The organism is Pseudomonas sp. QD4, assembly GCF_049199125.1.
Classification (GTDB): Bacteria; Pseudomonadota; Gammaproteobacteria; order Pseudomonadales; family Pseudomonadaceae; genus Aquipseudomonas.
The window spans coordinates 98733-113789 of sequence record NZ_JBLZOM010000004.1 but is presented as its reverse complement, the minus strand read 5'-3'; the positions used below and the strand labels follow the sequence as shown (position 1 = coordinate 113789).

The 15057-nt window shown below is 62.9% G+C and carries 13 protein-coding genes; 4 read left to right on the top strand and 9 right to left on the bottom strand.

Going from position 1 to position 15057, the window contains the following annotated elements:
• Positions 1-14: 14 nt before the first annotated feature.
• The 8 genes from ACOZJV_RS23495 to ACOZJV_RS23460 all read right to left on the bottom strand — a co-directional run bounded on the left by ACOZJV_RS23495 (position 15) and on the right by ACOZJV_RS23460 (position 9459).
• Entirely contained in the window at positions 15-1112 is a 1098-nt protein-coding gene (locus ACOZJV_RS23495) for a DUF1513 domain-containing protein (protein WP_421548627.1), read from the bottom strand.
• Positions 1113-1114: 2 nt separating this feature from the next.
• Positions 1115-2179, bottom strand: coding sequence for an imelysin family protein (locus ACOZJV_RS23490; RefSeq protein ID WP_020298610.1), 1065 nt, complete (start codon positions 2177-2179; stop codon positions 1115-1117).
• Positions 2180-2210: 31 nt separating this feature from the next.
• Positions 2211-3638 (bottom strand): di-heme oxidoredictase family protein, encoded by a 1428-nt coding sequence (locus ACOZJV_RS23485; protein WP_421548626.1) that lies wholly within the window; start codon positions 3636-3638, stop codon positions 2211-2213.
• 178 nt (positions 3639-3816) lie between these two features.
• Entirely contained in the window at positions 3817-5160 is a 1344-nt protein-coding gene (locus ACOZJV_RS23480) for an imelysin family protein (protein WP_078471907.1), read from the bottom strand.
• 160 nt (positions 5161-5320) lie between these two features.
• Complete coding sequence (locus tag ACOZJV_RS23475) at positions 5321-7372, bottom strand: putative bifunctional diguanylate cyclase/phosphodiesterase (protein ID WP_020298613.1); 2052 nt, start codon at positions 7370-7372, stop codon at positions 5321-5323.
• A 304-nt stretch (positions 7373-7676) separates the two neighbouring features.
• The gene (locus ACOZJV_RS23470; protein WP_078471905.1) at positions 7677-8273 is read right to left on the bottom strand and encodes a superoxide dismutase; all 597 of its coding nucleotides are present in this window, start codon (positions 8271-8273) and stop codon (positions 7677-7679) included.
• 176 nt (positions 8274-8449) lie between these two features.
• Complete coding sequence (locus ACOZJV_RS23465; RefSeq protein WP_020298615.1) at positions 8450-9052, bottom strand: LysE/ArgO family amino acid transporter; 603 nt, start codon at positions 9050-9052, stop codon at positions 8450-8452.
• Between the two features lie 5 nt (positions 9053-9057).
• Complete coding sequence (locus tag ACOZJV_RS23460; RefSeq protein WP_421548625.1) at positions 9058-9459, bottom strand: ACT domain-containing protein; 402 nt, start codon at positions 9457-9459, stop codon at positions 9058-9060.
• Between the two features lie 96 nt (positions 9460-9555).
• Between ACOZJV_RS23460 and ACOZJV_RS23455 the strand changes: the two genes are divergently transcribed.
• The 4 genes from ACOZJV_RS23455 to ACOZJV_RS23440 all read left to right on the top strand — a co-directional run bounded on the left by ACOZJV_RS23455 (position 9556) and on the right by ACOZJV_RS23440 (position 13456).
• Complete coding sequence (locus tag ACOZJV_RS23455) at positions 9556-10455, top strand: LysR family transcriptional regulator ArgP (RefSeq protein ID WP_078471903.1); 900 nt, start codon at positions 9556-9558, stop codon at positions 10453-10455.
• Positions 10456-10548: 93 nt separating this feature from the next.
• A complete protein-coding gene (locus tag ACOZJV_RS23450; RefSeq protein ID WP_201127595.1) occupies positions 10549-11541 on the top strand; it encodes an NAD-dependent epimerase/dehydratase family protein in 993 nt (330 codons plus the stop codon).
• A 105-nt stretch (positions 11542-11646) separates the two neighbouring features.
• On the top strand, positions 11647-12486 hold the full coding sequence (locus ACOZJV_RS23445) for an ATPase (protein WP_078471901.1): 840 nt from the start codon (positions 11647-11649) through the stop codon (positions 12484-12486).
• A 124-nt stretch (positions 12487-12610) separates the two neighbouring features.
• Positions 12611-13456, top strand: a complete 846-nt coding sequence (locus tag ACOZJV_RS23440) for a cache domain-containing protein (RefSeq protein WP_421548624.1) — start codon at positions 12611-12613, stop codon at positions 13454-13456.
• A gap of 21 nt (positions 13457-13477) precedes the next feature.
• Here the strand turns inward: ACOZJV_RS23440 and ACOZJV_RS23435 are convergent, their stop codons facing one another.
• Positions 13478-14932 carry an MDR family MFS transporter gene (locus tag ACOZJV_RS23435; protein ID WP_421548802.1) on the bottom strand — a complete coding sequence of 485 codons (1455 nt, stop codon included), beginning with the start codon at positions 14930-14932 and terminating at the stop codon, positions 13478-13480.
• Between the last annotated feature and the right edge of the window lie 125 nt (positions 14933-15057).

Below are 15057 nucleotides of genomic sequence, written 5' to 3'. Positions count from 1 at the left end.
GAAGGGGGGAGCGGCTAGATCAGATGCAAATGGTTATCCCAGAGGCCTGCGGGCAGCTCCAGGGGTTTTGCCACAAGTTGTTTCTGGCGGCAGTCGTAAAAGCGACAACGGCCCTGGCCCGAGGTCACGACAAAGCCGTCGGCGATCGCACCGACACCGGCGCAGTCCGGCAGGGGTGCATCCAGGCGCAGTTCGCCGCTGTCCAGGTCCCAGATAAAAAAGCGGTTGCCCCGGGGCGCGGTGAGGGCCACCAGGCGCAAATCACTGTGTACTGCGACGCTGGCGGTGTAATGCCCCATGGCTTGCAGTTGTTCCTCGGCCACTGGGAAGGCGACGAAGGGCTGCCCGGGACGCTTGATCGCCAACAGCTCGGAGGACTCGTGGGCGGCGCCCATGAACTGCTGGCCGGCGACGATGGTGCCGTCGCTGGCGATACCCAGGTGGCGCACGCTGTTCATCTGCTGGGCCAGGGTTTCCTTGCTCAGCAGGGTGCCGTCGCGGCGCATCAGTACCAGGCTCGGCTCCATGGCATTGAGGTTCATTTCAACCCGGCTCTCGGCCTCGGTGCGGATGCCGCCGTTGGCCACCACCAGGGTTTCGCCATCGGGCATCCACGACACCTGGTGCGGACCGATGCCGTGGGTCGAAATCTCGCCACTGTGCACCAGTCGCTCCCCCTCGAATCGGTACAGGCCCAGCAGGCCACGACCGGGATCGGTGGTGTCGTTTTCGGTGGCGTACAGCCAGTCGCCGCGGTGATGGATCACCGCATGGCCGTAGAAGTGCCGGTTCGGCTGCGAGCTCAGGGTCTGCAGCAGACGGCCGTCACGCAAGTCGATCAGGTAACTCTCGGTGCCCGGGCGCCGGGCCACGAACAGCGCCATCGGCAACGTCGGGTGATTGATGATGTCGTGGCAGCGCTGGCCGACCTGGGTGGCGAACACTTGCTGGCCATCCAGGCGGTAGCCGACCGCATAATGCTGACCGTCGCCATCATCCCTGGCCGACAGCAGCAAAGGGCTTTGATTCTGTTGCTTGAACAGCTTCCAGCCGCCCAGGGTGACCGCGCTCAGCAGCAGGCTGCCGAGCGCCACGGCCTGACGTCGCAGCATGATCAGTCACCGTCGTTGGCGTTGAAGCCCAGTTGGATGCCCAGCGCCTTGGCCAGTTCGCCTTCGTGCAGGCGGTGGACCACGTTGAGGCTGTCGTAGATATCGTTGAGTTGCTGGCGGCCGGCATCGTCGCTGAGCATTTCGCTGAGGGAACGCTGGCTGCTGGCGAACAGTTTCAGGGACGCGGCGTAGGCGGCATCGATCTTGTCGGCCAGCGGCTTTTGCTCAGCCGGCAGCAGGCCACGCAGGCCCTTGTTGTCGACCCCGGCCCAGACCGTCTGCGCCGCGCTCAGGCTGGCTTCCAGGCTCTGCAGGGACGACTGGCTGCGCCAGGCATCAGCCTGGAATGGCTGAGGGATGCCCTTGCTCTGGCGGCCCATCGGCGTGCCGAGTTTTTTCTTCAACGTGTCCAGGGCCGTGACCTGGACCCGCAGCAGATCGGCGATTGCTTCATGGGAATCGGCGTAGCGCTGGTTGGGGAACTTGCTCATCTGCGCCAGCATGCCGTCGTTGCTGTTCCAGCTCGACAGGATCTCTTCGGCCAGGGTTTTCTGACGTTCGCCGATGGCGGTCAGCAAAGGGCAGTAGCGGGCTTTCTGCTCGCTGTTGGCCATGTCGATCTTGCTGTCGAACAGGATGTACTCATAGGCCGACAAGCCTTGTACCACCACGCTGGACTTGGCCAGCGCCGCCGCATCGATCTGCGGGTTGGCGGTGACCAGTTGCTCGACCTGGCGCCCCACCAGGTTTTTCTTGTCCGGCCAGAACTGCACCTGCCACGAGCGATTGCCCTCGGCCAGCGGCCCGATCAGCAGCGGTTGCAACTCGGCCCAGGCTTTTTGCGCGTGGAGGAAGTCGGCACGGGCGGTGTCGAGGTTTTCCTTGCCTTCGCAGAACGCCAGGGCGCTGACCGCCAGTTGACGATCGGCCTCGACCCAACGGCTGTAGGTCGGCAGGATCACCTGCTTGGCGATGGCTGCGGAGGTCACGGCCTGCGGGTCCTGCGGCGAGCAGGCGCCGAGGGCGAGGGCGGCAAGGCTGGTAAACAGCAATTTGGGACGAAACATGGTCGGGCTCCCTTTTTTAATGGAGAAAAGCTTATAGAGAATTCAGGAATGCCAGCAACGCTGCACGCTGTTCGGCATTGAAAGATAAAACCTGTTGCTGCGCCGCTTGGGCTTCGCCGCCATGCCAGAGCACGGCTTCGAGCAGGTTGCGGGCGCGGCCGTCATGCAGGAACTGGGTGTGACCGCTGACCGTCTGCGTCAGGCCGACGCCCCACAGTGGCGGTGTACGCCAGTCCCGGCCGCCGGCCAGAAACTCGGTACGGTGGTCGGCCAGGCCTTCGCCCATGTCATGCAGCAGCAAGTCGCTGTAGGGGCGGATCACCTGGTTGGCCAGTTCGGGCTCGGCGGCATTGGCCGCCGTGGTGTAGCTGGGGGTGTGACAGGACTGGCAACCGGCCAGGAAGAACAGATTCTTGCCGGCCAGGACCTGCGGCGAGCCGACATCGCGGCGGGCCGGAACGGCCAGGTTGCGGCTGTAGAACAGCACCAGGCGCAGGATGTTGTCGCTGACTTCCGGCTCACCGTCGGGGCCGTTGCCAGTGGGGGCTTGTTTGCAGGCGGTCTGGGTGTCGGTGCAGTCATCGAACGGTCTCAGGCTGGTGGTCAGGCCCATATCACCAGAAAACGCGTGAACATTTTGTTGATTGAGGTTGGGTTGCCCGGCTTTCCAGCCAAAACGCCCGAGCACGGTTTTGTGCAGGGCATCGTCCCAGACCTGATTGGGGCGGCCGGCGATGCCGTTTTTGGCGCTGGCCTGGGCTTGGGCATTGGCCAGGATCGCCGCCTCGGGGATGGCCTCCAGCAGGCCGAGGCCGATCATCGGTGGTGCCACGCGGGCCGAGAACCGGGTGTCCGGGTGCATCGGCCCATAGCCCAACTGAGTCAGCAGCAACCTTGGCTTGCGCAACTCGACCTCGGTGCCGTCCTTGAACCGCACACTGACCGGGTCGTACTCCACGCGCACTTTGCCTTCCGGGGCCACGCCGGGGATGGCCATGTCCTGGAACTGCCCGCCATACACCGGCTCCGGCACGATACCGACCTGTTCGATGAGCTTGGCGTAGGCCGGGTCGTTGGGGATCGACAGGCGCACCAGCATCGACACCGCGTTGGCGGCATCTGGCGTGGGCGGATGGCCGCGGCCGTCCTTGATGTGGCAGTTCTGGCAAGCGTTGGTGTTGAACAGCGGGCCAAGACCATCGCGGGCCGTGGTGGTGGACGGAGCGATCACCCAGGGGCTGCGGAAAAAGCTGTTGCCGACGCTGAAGTCCAGGCGCCGCGTGGGCGACAGGTTGGCCGAGGGCAGGGAGAAGGCGTTCTGATCGGTCTTGCGTACCGTGGCCGCGCCGCCTGAGCGGGCTTCGCCAGGTTCGGCCTTGGTGAAACGCGGGGCGTCATCGCAGGCACTCAGGCTCAGGGCCATGAATAGCGCAGACCAGCGAAGCAGCGACAAGGGCATCGGACATCCTGCAAGACGAGCAAAACAAGGGCGCAAAGTCTAACAGGGCGACGAAATTTGAATAAGAGGAATTATCGTTTGGTTTGACCCAGGACAAGCTGGGCGGGGTCTGCCAGCCATTGCGTGGGGCAGGCAACAAAAAGGCGACCCGAAGGTCGCCTTTTTTATGCAGCGTGGATCAGAACTCGTGATCGGCGTTGTCCGGGTTCAGGTCGCTGATCCCCAGTTTGCCGGCGGCCTGTTCGATCGAACCGGTCTGCTTGACCAGGGCGGCGATGGCGTCGCGCACAATCTTGTTGCCCGCGTCGTTGCCGGCCGCGATCAGTTGGTCGTAGTGCTCGCCTTTGTTGGCGTGATCGACCATCAGCTGGATCTTGGCTTCGGTGTCGGCCAGGTCGGCCTTGAGCGCGGTGTCGGCGGCCGGGTCGGCTTTTGCCACCAGGGAAGACAGGCTGGCGCCGGTCAGCTTGGTGCCGTCGGTGCGGGTGTACTCGCCCAGGTAGACGTTGCGGATGCCCTTGGCGTTGTAGAAGTGCGAGTTGTGGGTGTTGTCGCTGAAGCAGTCCTGCTCGTCTTCAGGGGAGTTGGCTTCCAGGGAAACCTTCATGCGCTCGCCCGCCAGTTCGCCGAGGGACAGGCTGCCCATGCCGAAGAGCATTTTGCGCAGGCCGGTTTCAGCCGGTTCTGCTTCCAGGGTGGCGCGGTAGTTGTCGGCCACGTTCGGCTTCCAGTTGCCGACCATTTCTTCGAGGTCGCTGACCAGCAGGTCGGTTACGGCCTTGAGGTAGGCACGACGACGATCGTTGTGGCCACCGGTGGCGCCGGCGCCTTCCAGGTAGTCCGAGGCTGGGCGATTGCCGGCGCCTGGACCGGTGCCGTTGAGGTCCTGGCCCCAGAGCAGGAATTCGATGGCGTGGTAGCCGGTGGCGACGTTGGCTTCGGAACCGCCCAGCTCATTGAGGCTGGCGAGTTTTTCCGGAGTGATGTCTTTCACGTCGACCTTGTCTTCGCCGACCTGGACTTCAGTGTTGGCGATGATGTTGGCGGTGGCGCCCGGGTTGCCCAGCGCGTGCTCGTAGCTCTTGTCGACGTAGTCGATCAGGCCTTCGTCCAGGGGCCAGGCGTTCACCTGACCTTCCCAGTCGTCGATGATGGTGTTGCCGAAGCGGAACACTTCGCTCTGGGTGTAAGGCACGCGGGCGGCGATCCAGGCAGTCTTGGCGGCGGCCAGGGTGTCGGCGTTCGGCTTGGCGAGGAAGGCGTCGACTGCGGTTTGCAGGTTCTTCGCGGTGGATTCGGCATCGCTGAACACGGCGAAGACCAGGTCGGCGTAGTGCGCGACAACGGCCTTGGCTGCGGCTTCGTCGACCTTGCCGGCGCTGGCGTCTGCCGCAGGAGTGGCAGTGCTGGTGGCTGGGGTCGGCGCTTGAGGCGCGGCGGCCTTGTCTTTGCCTTCGCCACAACCGGCGAGGGAAATAGCGATGGCCAACAGACTGGCGGTAGCCAGAGGCATACGAATCATGGCGAACATCCTGCTTCGAGAGGGGTGGACAGGCGCGGGGGCGCGCAAAACTGCCACATAATGCGAAAGATTTGCATTATGTGTAAAGGGTTGCTCTTGGAAATATTTCTTATTCGCGGGACGGTTGCGCTGGATCAAGCCCCGTTGCGCGGTTGCCCGCTCAGAGGATCGCCGCGTTGCTGCGCTGGGCTTGTTTCAGGTAGGCGCTCAACTCCCGGGCCGGCAGGGGTTTGCTGTAGTGATAGCCCTGACCTTCATGGCAGCCTTCGGAGATGATGTAGGCCTCTTGCTCGGCGGTTTCCACACCCTCGGCAATCACCTGCATGCCCAGGCTTTTACCCAACTGGATGATCGCCCGCACGATGGTTGCATCGTCATCGTCATCCAGCAGGTCCTGAACGAAGCTCTTGTCGATCTTGATCTTGTCCAGAGGCAGGCTCTTGAGATAGCTCAATGAGGAGTATCCGGTGCCGAAGTCGTCGATGGCGATCAGTGCGCCGGAGCGGCGCAGGCTCAGCAGATGCTGGGCGGCGGTGCTGATGTCTTCCATCAGGCCGGTCTCGGTGACTTCCAGCTCCAGGCTGCGCGGTGGCAGGCGATAGATCTGCAGCAGGTTGTTGACCACCCGCGGCAGCTCGGCGTGGTGCAGTTGCACCGTGGACAGATTGACCGCCATGCGCAGGTCGCTGAAACCCATGTCGTGCCACTCGCGCAGTTGCCGGCAGGCCTGGTCCAGCACCCATTCGCCGATGGCGATGATGGTGCCGTTCTGTTCGGCCAGGGGAATGAACAGGTCCGGCGGCACCAGGCCGTGCTCCGGGTGCTGCCAGCGAATCAATGCCTCGACCCCGACCACGCGGTGATCGCGGTAGCTGATCTGCGGTTGATAGACCAGATAGAACTGTTCGCGCACCAGGGCTTCGCGCAGGTCTTTTTCCAGCTCGCGACGGCGGCGCATCTCGCTGTCGACGCTGGCGATATAGAACTGATAACGGTTGCGCGACCGAGTCTTGGCCAGTGTCATGGTCTGCTCGGCTTTTTGCAGCAGCTTCTCGGTGCTGTCGCCGTCTTCGGGAAACAGGGTGATGCCGATGGTGGCGCGCAGGCGTATTTCCTGATGATCGAGGGCGAACGCCGCTTCCAGATCGTCGAGGATGCTCTGGGCCAGTTCCGCGGCTTCATAGGGTTGTTCGATATCGGCCTGGACCAGGGCGAACTGGTCGCCGCCCAGGCGCGCGAGGGCGCCGAGGCGACCACTGTGGCCACGCAGGCGGTCGGCCAGGGCCAGCAGCAACTGGTCGCCGGTCTGGTAGCTGAACTGTTCGTTGATGCCCTTGAAGTCATCCAGGCCGACACACAGCACCGCGACTCGGCGTTGCAGGCGCCCGGCGTCCACCAGGATCTTGTCCAGTTGCTGCTGCAATTGCTGGCGGTTGGGCAGGCCGGTCAGGAAGTCGTACTGGGCCATGCGCAACAGGCTGTTTTCCGCTTCGTGGCGCAGGTGAGTATTGCGTTCGATGGAGGCCAGCAACTGGTTGGCGGTGTTGATCCAGATCCCCAGTTCGTTTTTCTCGTGGCCCTTGAGCAGTGGAATCTGGTGTTCGCTGGGACGGTCCGGGTTGATGGTGGTCAGGTGCTCGATGATGCGCGACAGCGGCTTGGTCAGCAGCCAGTGATACACCAGGTACAGCACCAGGCCCATGGCCAGGGCACGCAGGACGCCGGAAATGAAAATGATCACCGAACTGACAATGAAGCCCTTGCCGTAGGTGGCGGTGTCGAGGGTGATGCTCAGGTCGCCGTAATATTCGCTGTAGGGGCCGCGACCCACCAACTGCGTGGTAAAGGTGCGCTCCTGGCCGAGGATCAGGTCGGTGAGCCAGCGACTGGGGGATTGCTGCAGCTCACGGCTTTTTTCCGCGAGCATGGTTTCGTTGGGATGGCCGATGGAGGCCATGCGCACGGCATCGTCCTGAAACAGCCCTTCAATGACCTGCATCCCCATTTCCCGGTCCAGGCTGTAGACCGCCTGGGTCGATGGGTCGCGAAACATGTCGAGAATGCGCTGGGCATCGTTGGCCACCGCCTGCCGAGTCTTGTAGGCGTCGAAGACAATTTGCGCGCAGCTCAAGACTACGCCCACGATCAGTGCCGACAGCAGCACAACCCGGAGCAACTTCACCGACAAGCTGTTTTTGAGTTCCAGCTTCAAAGGGCTATTCCTTGTTCCGTGCGCGTAGCGTCAAGTTGCCATGAGTATTGGCAATCCCGTGTTGGCAGTCAAAGAGACAATCGTGCTCAGGATATTTCGCCGGTAGGCTTGGCCGGAATGCACTGATTAGGAGCATTTTGGCCCATTGATAATGTGTCGGTAGCGAGGCCCTGCAACTTGAGGGGCAGGTCATATTTTTTACTGAGTAGATGTTAGCGCGCCATCGCTTTGGGGCAAGACATATCCCAGGCTACGGACGAAAAAAGCCCGGCAATGCCGGGCTTTTTTCTACTGCAAAACGCGCTTAGGCAACGAAGTTCTTGCCTTCGAATTGCTCAGCGACGAATTTCCAGTTGACCAGGTTCCAGAACGCTTCGACGTACTTCGGACGCACGTTGCGGTAGTCGATGTAGTAAGCGTGTTCCCAGACATCGCAGGTCAGCAGCGGGGTATCGCCGCTGGTCAGCGGGTTGCCGGCGCCGATGGTGCTGGCCAGGGCCAGTGAACCGTCAGCCTTTTTCACCAGCCAGCCCCAACCGGAACCGAAGGTGCCGACGGACGTCTTGGTGAATTCTTCTTTGAACTTGTCGAACGAACCGAAAGCCGCGTTGATGGCTTCAGCCAGGGCGCCGGTAGGTTGGCCGCCGGCGTTTGGCGCCAGGCAGTTCCAGTAGAAAGTGTGGTTCCAGACCTGAGCGGCGTTGTTGAAGATACCGCCCGAGGAAGTCTTGACGATTTCTTCCAGGGTCTTGCCTTCGAACTCGGTGCCTGGCACCAGGTTGTTCAGGTTCACGACGTAGGTGTTGTGGTGCTTGTCGTGGTGGAATTCCAAGGTTTCCTTGGAGATGTGCGGCTGCAGGGCATCGTGTGCGTAGGGCAGCGGCGGCAATTCGAAAGCCATGATGATTCTCCTAATCAGGTCAGTTGCGGTGAGCGCAAGGCCGATCACGGGCGGCCAAACAAGCGCCGGGGAGTTTGTACTCTTTGCGGCGCAGGGGCTGGATCATAGCACCGGGGGTGCGGCAAAACCACGCAACAACTGTGTGGGATAGAGGTTCCAGAGCCTTTTGGAATAAGTCAGCCGGCGCTGATCAATTGCCACGCGACGCTGAACATCATGACCGCCACCAGCAGGTCGAGAATCCGCCAGGTGCTCGGCCGCGCGAGCCACGGAGCGAGCCATGCCGCGCCCAGGGCGAGGGTGAAAAACCACAGCAGCGAGGCACTGGCGGCACCGACCACGTAGGCCCCAGGCTCAGTTTGCTGCGCCCCCAGGGAGCCGATCAGCAGCACCGTGTCGAGGTAGACATGGGGGTTGAGCAGGGTCACCGCCAGGGCACTGAGCAGCACTGCGCGCAGGGAGCGTACGGCCTGGTTTTCGCCCTGTTGCAGGCTTTGTTTCGAGCAGGCGCGGCGCAGGGCCTGGCTGCCGTACCAAATCAGGAACACCGCGCCGCCCCAGCGCGCCACGGCCAGCAGGGTCGGGTTCTGGGCCAGCACAGTGGCCAGGCCGAAGACGCCGGCCGCAACCAGTAACGCATCGCAGGTCACGCACAGTGCCGCCACCGGCAGGTGATGCTCGCGCCGCAGGCTCTGCGCCAGGACAAAGGCGTTCTGGGTGCCGATCGCCATGATCAGCCCTGCGGCGACCAGCAGGCCGTTGATATAGCTTTGCCACATAGTCCTTACTCCTGGCCCGCGGTCAGTTGCTGCAATACATCCATGGCCCGTCCGGCATCTTCCAGGCCGACAAACAGGTGGTCGTGGTAATAGCCGGCCATCACGTTGCAGCTGATACCGGCCTGGCCCAGGGCACCGGAGAAGGCGGCGGTCAGGCCGACGGCCTGCAATGCCGAATGCACGTTGAGGGTGATCCAGGCAGCGACATAGTCGAAGCCAAGGCCCAGGCGTTCGGCCTGGGCGCGTTCGAGAATGACGGTCAGGCCTTCCTGTTCGCGAAAGCTGCCCACCGCTTCACAGCCCTGAAGCTGGCTGGCGTCGGCGATGCAGCAGAATACGTATTCGCCGGCATTGAGCTGCGGGCTCATGCTGCGCAGCAACGTGGCGAGGGTGGTTTCACCGGCCATGAAAGAAGTCCTTGATCGAAGAGGCATGCTGGCTATTCTCCGGTTCAAGGTTGTATAAGAAAAACCAATATTACTGATCGCTCATTAGGAAAACTGATGTTCGACTACAAATTGCTCTCGGCCCTGGCCGCCGTGGTCGAGCAGGCGGGGTTCGAACGCGCGGCCCAGGTGCTGGGGCTGTCACAATCGGCCATCTCCCAGCGCATCAAATTGCTGGAGGCCCGGGTCGGGCAGCCGGTGCTGGTACGAGCCACGCCGCCGGCGCCGACGGAGATCGGCCGGCGCCTGCTCAACCATGTGCAGCAGGTGCGTCTGCTCGAACGCGACCTGCAGAGCCTGGTGCCGGCGCTGGATGAAGAAGGCCTGCCGGAGCGCCTGCGCATCGCCCTCAATGCCGACAGCCTGGCCACCTGGTGGGCCGAGGCGGTGGGGGATTTCTGTGCTGAACAGCACCTGCTGCTAGACCTGGTGGTCGAAGACCAGACCGTCGGCCTCAAGCGCATGCGCGCCGGGGAAGTGGCGGCTTGTGTCTGTGCCAGCGAGCGGCCGGTGGCCGGTGCGCGCAGCCTGCTGTTGGGCGCCATGCGTTATCGCGCCCTGGCCAGCCCGGCCTTTATCCAGCGCCATTTCCCCCAGGGCGTGCGCGCCGAACAATTGGCCCGCACCCCGGCATTGGTGTTCGGCCCGGATGACTTTCTGCAGCATCGCTACCTGGCGTCGCTCGGGGTCAATGGCGGGTTCGAGCACCATTTGTGCCCGTCTTCGGAGGGGTTTATCCGTCTTACGGAGGCTGGCCTGGGCTGGGGCCTGGTGCCGGAACTGCAAGTACGCGAACAGCTGGCACGCGGCCAATTGCTGGAGCTGCTGCCAGATAAGCCGATCGATGTGCCGCTGTACTGGCATCATTGGCGCAATGGCGGGCAATTGCTGGGGTTGCTGACTGAGCATCTGGCGCGTTCCTCTGCGCAATGGTTGGTGCCCTGGGTGCAGCCGTAAGCGTCAAGCTGCAAGCGACACGTGATGTGCTTGCGTGAAGATTTAACGTGCAGCCCGTGGCTTGAAGCGCGCGCTGCATTTCTAGGAGAAGTCATGAAAATTCTGGTCACCGGCGCAAGCGGCTTCATTGGCGGGCGCTTTGCGCGGTTCGCCCTTGAGCAAGGCCTGGATGTACGGGTCAACGGGCGCCGGGCCGAAGCGGTCGAGCATTTGCTGCGCCGCGGGGCCGAGTTCATCCAGGGCGACTTGAGCGATGCCGGCCTGGTACGCAACCTCTGCCGTGATGTCGACGCGGTGGTCCACTGCGCCGGCGCGGTGGGTTTGTGGGGGCGTTATCAGGACTTCCACCAGGGCAATGTGCTGGTCACCGAGAACGTGGTCGAGGCCTGCCTCAAGCAAAATGTGCGGCGCCTGGTGCACCTGTCGTCGCCGTCGATCTACTTCGACGGCCGCGACCACCTGGGCCTGACCGAAGAACAAGTGCCCAAGCGCTTCAAGCATCCCTATGCCGCGACCAAGTACCTGGCCGAGCAGAAAGTCTTCGGCGCCCAGGAGTTCGGGCTGGAAGTCCTGGCACTGCGCCCGCGCTTCGTCACCGGCGCCGGGGACATGAGCATTTTTCCGCGACTGTTGAAGATGCAGCGCAAGGGGCGGCTGGCGATTGTCGGCAATGGCCTGAACAAGGTCGACTTCACCAGCGTGCAAAACCTCAATGAAGCCCTGTTCAGCAGTCTGCTGGCTGCCGGCTCGGCCCTGGGCAAGGCCTACAACATCAGTAACGGCGCACCGGTGCCGGTGTGGGATGTCATCAACTATGTGATGCGCCAGATGGAAGTGCCGCAGGTCACGCGCTACCGCTCCTACGGCCTGGCCTACAGCCTGGCGGCGCTCAATGAGGGGGCGTGCAAGCTGTGGCCCGGCCGCCCCGAGCCGACCCTGTCGCGCCTGGGGATGCAGGTGATGAACAAGAACTTCACCCTCGACATCAGCCGGGCTCGGCATTATCTGGACTACGAGCCCAAGGTCAGCCTGTGGACCGCCCTCGACGAATTCTGCGGTTGGTGGAAGGCTCAGGACATACGCTGAAAACAAACACTGAACCGAGTTTGCACTTCGGGGTCGATCAGTGCGGCGAATTAGCGGTTTATACTCGCTCACCCAGCCATTACTGCGGTTCACAAAGGTTGACCCATGCGTAACGATGCCAACGACGACTTCGATGATGTTCCCAGCCTGCGCGCCGACCCTCTCGATGACGATGATTTCCCGACTACCACCGCTGTCCGCGAGCGCACCGCCGTGCATTCGCGCAGTACGCCGGTGGTCAAGGTCAAGGGGCCGAGCACCGGGCCACTGTGGGCGCTGGTTGGGGCATTGTTCTTTGCCTTTATCGGCCTGGCCTGGTGGAGTTTCCAGCAGATTTCGCTGATGGAGCAGCAACTGGTGGCAACCCAGGAAAGCTTTGCCCGCATCAGTGAGGAGGCGGCGGGGCGTTTGCAGGATATCTCCGGCAAGGTGGTGGCCAGCCAGTCCAACGTCAACAGCGACAGCGAGGCGTTGAAGCTGCAGATCAAGCAGCTCGAAAGCAAGTTGCTGGATCAAGGCAAGCAGCAGCAAGGCGTTGCCGGACAAGCCACCGACCTCGACAAACGCCTGGCCCAGATGAGCGCCCAGACCACCGAACAGCAGGCCGCCAACACCCAGTTGCAGGCTCAGGTCAAAGCCTTGAGCGCCGAGTTGGCGACCCTCAAGGGCGGCCAGGGCGATGCCGGCAAGCTCGATGCTCAGCTCAAGAGCCTGGCGGCTGACGTCGCTGCACTGAAAAAACAGGGCAACCCGAGCGCCGCCGTGGAGCGCCTGGAGCAGGACATGATCGTGCTCAAGAGCCAGCAGGATAACCACCCGGCACCGGCACAAGGGGCGACCAATACCGCTGAGTTCGACGCCTTCCGGGGTCAGGTCACGCGCAACATCAACACCCTGCAAAGCCAGATCCAGAACCTGCAACAGCAGATCAGCGCCCGTCCCTGATCGAGCCCCAGCCTTCCTGCGCCAGGCGTGGGAAGGCTCCTCCTGCCCCCCGTTGACTGAATACTCGACCATAGCCCGTTGCCGTCTACGCTCTTGAAACACCAACAAGAACGAGGGATGGGCAATGAAGGCTTTGCTGAAAGGTTCCTGGCTGTACGGTTTGTTGATGCTCTTTGGCAGTGTCGCCCTGGCGGCCGCACCAGACGCAGATGAAGGAGCAGCGGCCAGGGCCTTGCTGGAAAAAGCCGTGGCTTATTATCAGCAGCAGGGTGACAAGGCGTTTGCCGCGTTCAGCCGTCAGGGCGATTTTGTCGACAAGGACCGCTATGTGTTCGTGGTCGACACCCACGGCGTGATGCTCGCCAGCGGAGGTCCATCGGCGGCGCTGATCGGTCGTGATGTGTCCGAGGTGCTTGGGCCGGACCTGAAAAAAGCTTTCAAGGATGTGCTCAAGACCCCGAGCGAGGGCGTCCAGGAAGCCGAGTACCGCTGGCAGAACTGGGCCGATGGCAAGGTCGAGCGCAAGCGGGTGTTTTTCCAACGGGTCGGCGAGCGCATTCTGGCGGTCGGCTATTACCTGCCCCGGGCGTCGGCCGATCTGGCCAGGGCGTTGCTGGACAAGGCGGCCACCGCACTTGGCAGCGATCAGAAACAGACCCTCAACGCCATCAACTCACTCAAGGGCGGTTTTCTGCAGGACGACCTGTATGTCTTTGTCGTCGACCTCAAGACCCATCGCTACGTGGCCCACGGCACCAACCTGCGCTTGATCAATACCGACTTTGGCAAGATCCGTGACCCCGAGGGCAAGCCGGTGGGCGAGCCGATCCTGGCCCTGATGGCCAAGCAGGATCAGGGGGAATATGAGTACCGCTGGAAAAACCCGGTAACCGGCAAGGTCGAAGACAAACACGCGTACCTGCGCAAGGTCGGCGACCTGCTGGTGGCGGTGGGTTATTACAGTCCGTGACACCCTGAACCCTGGCGCGGCCTAGCGCACGGCGTCTTCGCGGCCGCGCAGGAGCATGTTGGGCATGGCCAGAGCCGCTGCCAGCCCCAGCAGGGACACCGCCGCGCTGACCATCAGCAGATGGCGGAAGGTCAGCAGCAACTCGGCGCGCAAGGCGTCCTGCGCAGGACCGGGCGCAGCATTCAGACTGTCGAGCAAGGCGTTGCCCGAGCTGCCTTCGACCAGCAGTGCTGCGCCCGACAGGTGAACCAGGCTGGAGTGTTGCAGCAAGGTCAGCAGCAGCGCCGACATCAGTGCCACCCCGACAGCTCCGCCGAGGGAACGGAACAGGTTGGTGGTGCTGGTGGCCACGCCTATGTCCCGTTGCTCCACCGCATTCTGGGTGCCCACCAGCGAGGTGGGGAACTGCATGCCACCGGCAATCCCGCACAACAACATGAACAGGCTGCTCAGCAGCACCGCCTGGGGCGGGCTGAAGGCCATGCCGAGGATCGCGATCGGCATCAATAGCGCGCCGCCGAGGATCATCGGTTTGTAGCGCCCGGTCACCGAGGTCCGGCGCCCGGCGCAATAAGCCCCCATCGGCAAGCCCATGGCCAGTGGCAGCAGGTGCAGCGCAGCGCTGTCGGCCCCGGCGCCGGTGACACTCTGGAACCGCAGCGGCATCAGCACAATCAGGGAAATGGCCTGGAAGTTGTTGAAAAAGATCGTGCACCAGCACAGCACCGCGTTGCGGTTGGCGAACAGGTGCATCGGCAGCAATGGCTCGCGGGCCCTGCGCTCGTGCCAGACAAACAGCGCCAGGGCGACCACGGCGATACCGAGCAGGCCAAGGACCTGGTTGCTGCGCCAGGCGTGGCCCTGGCCGATCTCGGTGATGCCCAGCAGCAGGGCGGTCAGGCCGATGATCATCAACAGCGTGCCGAGGTAATCGATGATCGGTTTGCGTTGCGGCAGGGGCAGCCCGACCAGGGTGCGATGGGCCACCAGCCAGGCACCCAGGCCCAGGGGCAGGTTGATCAGGAACACCCAGCGCCAGGACAGGTACTCGGTCATGTAGCCGCCGAGCACCGGCCCGGCGACGCTGGCCACCGCATACATGCCGCTGAAGTAACCCTGGTAGCGCCCGCGCTCACGGGGGGGAACGATATCGCCGATGATCGCCTGGCTCACCGAAATCATCCCACCGGCGCCGATGCCCTGGAAAATCCGCGCCAGCACCAGTTGTTCCATGCTTTGCGCCATGCCGCAGAACAGCGAGGCCAGGGTAAACAGGCCCATGCCGAACAGCATCAGTTTGCGTCGGCCATAGAGGTCGCCGAGCTTGCCGTAGATCGGCACGGCCACGGTCATCGCCACCATGTAGCCGGAAATGACCCACGCCAGCAGGCTGACATCCTTGAACTGCGCGGAAATGGCCGGCATGGAAACAGCGACGATGGTCTGGTCCAGTGCGCCAAGGAAAATCGCCAGCATCAGGGCGATCAGCACACTGCGTATGGCCGGGGTGGCCTGGCCGGGCGGGGGAAGCTGGGTCACGAAAAAACCTGCGGGCAGTAATGGACCCGCAGGGTGCAAGGCTAGCGGGAATGAGCGCTAGT

Bases quoted from the DNA above. Each gene is read 5' to 3' on its own strand.
- ACOZJV_RS23450 (WP_201127595.1), top strand. From the start codon at position 10,549: ATGAAAATTCTGGTCACCGGCGCAAGCGGCTTCATTGGCGGGCGCTTT.
- ACOZJV_RS23490 (WP_020298610.1), bottom strand. From the start codon at position 2,179: ATGTTTCGTCCCAAATTGCTGTTTACCAGCCTTGCCGCCCTCGCCCTC.
- ACOZJV_RS23485 (WP_421548626.1), bottom strand. From the start codon at position 3,638: ATGCCCTTGTCGCTGCTTCGCTGGTCTGCGCTATTCATGGCCCTGAGC.
- ACOZJV_RS23445 (WP_078471901.1), top strand. From the start codon at position 11,647: ATGCGTAACGATGCCAACGACGACTTCGATGATGTTCCCAGCCTGCGC.
- ACOZJV_RS23440 (WP_421548624.1), top strand. From the start codon at position 12,611: ATGAAGGCTTTGCTGAAAGGTTCCTGGCTGTACGGTTTGTTGATGCTC.
- ACOZJV_RS23455 (WP_078471903.1), top strand. From the start codon at position 9,556: ATGTTCGACTACAAATTGCTCTCGGCCCTGGCCGCCGTGGTCGAGCAG.
- ACOZJV_RS23465 (WP_020298615.1), bottom strand. From the start codon at position 9,052: ATGTGGCAAAGCTATATCAACGGCCTGCTGGTCGCCGCAGGGCTGATC.
- ACOZJV_RS23470 (WP_078471905.1), bottom strand. From the start codon at position 8,273: ATGGCTTTCGAATTGCCGCCGCTGCCCTACGCACACGATGCCCTGCAG.
- ACOZJV_RS23460 (WP_421548625.1), bottom strand. From the start codon at position 9,459: ATGGCCGGTGAAACCACCCTCGCCACGTTGCTGCGCAGCATGAGCCCG.
- ACOZJV_RS23480 (WP_078471907.1), bottom strand. From the start codon at position 5,160: ATGATTCGTATGCCTCTGGCTACCGCCAGTCTGTTGGCCATCGCTATT.
- ACOZJV_RS23495 (WP_421548627.1), bottom strand. From the start codon at position 1,112: ATGCTGCGACGTCAGGCCGTGGCGCTCGGCAGCCTGCTGCTGAGCGCG.
- ACOZJV_RS23435 (WP_421548802.1), bottom strand. From the start codon at position 14,932: ATGCTGGCGATTTTCCTTGGCGCACTGGACCAGACCATCGTCGCTGTT.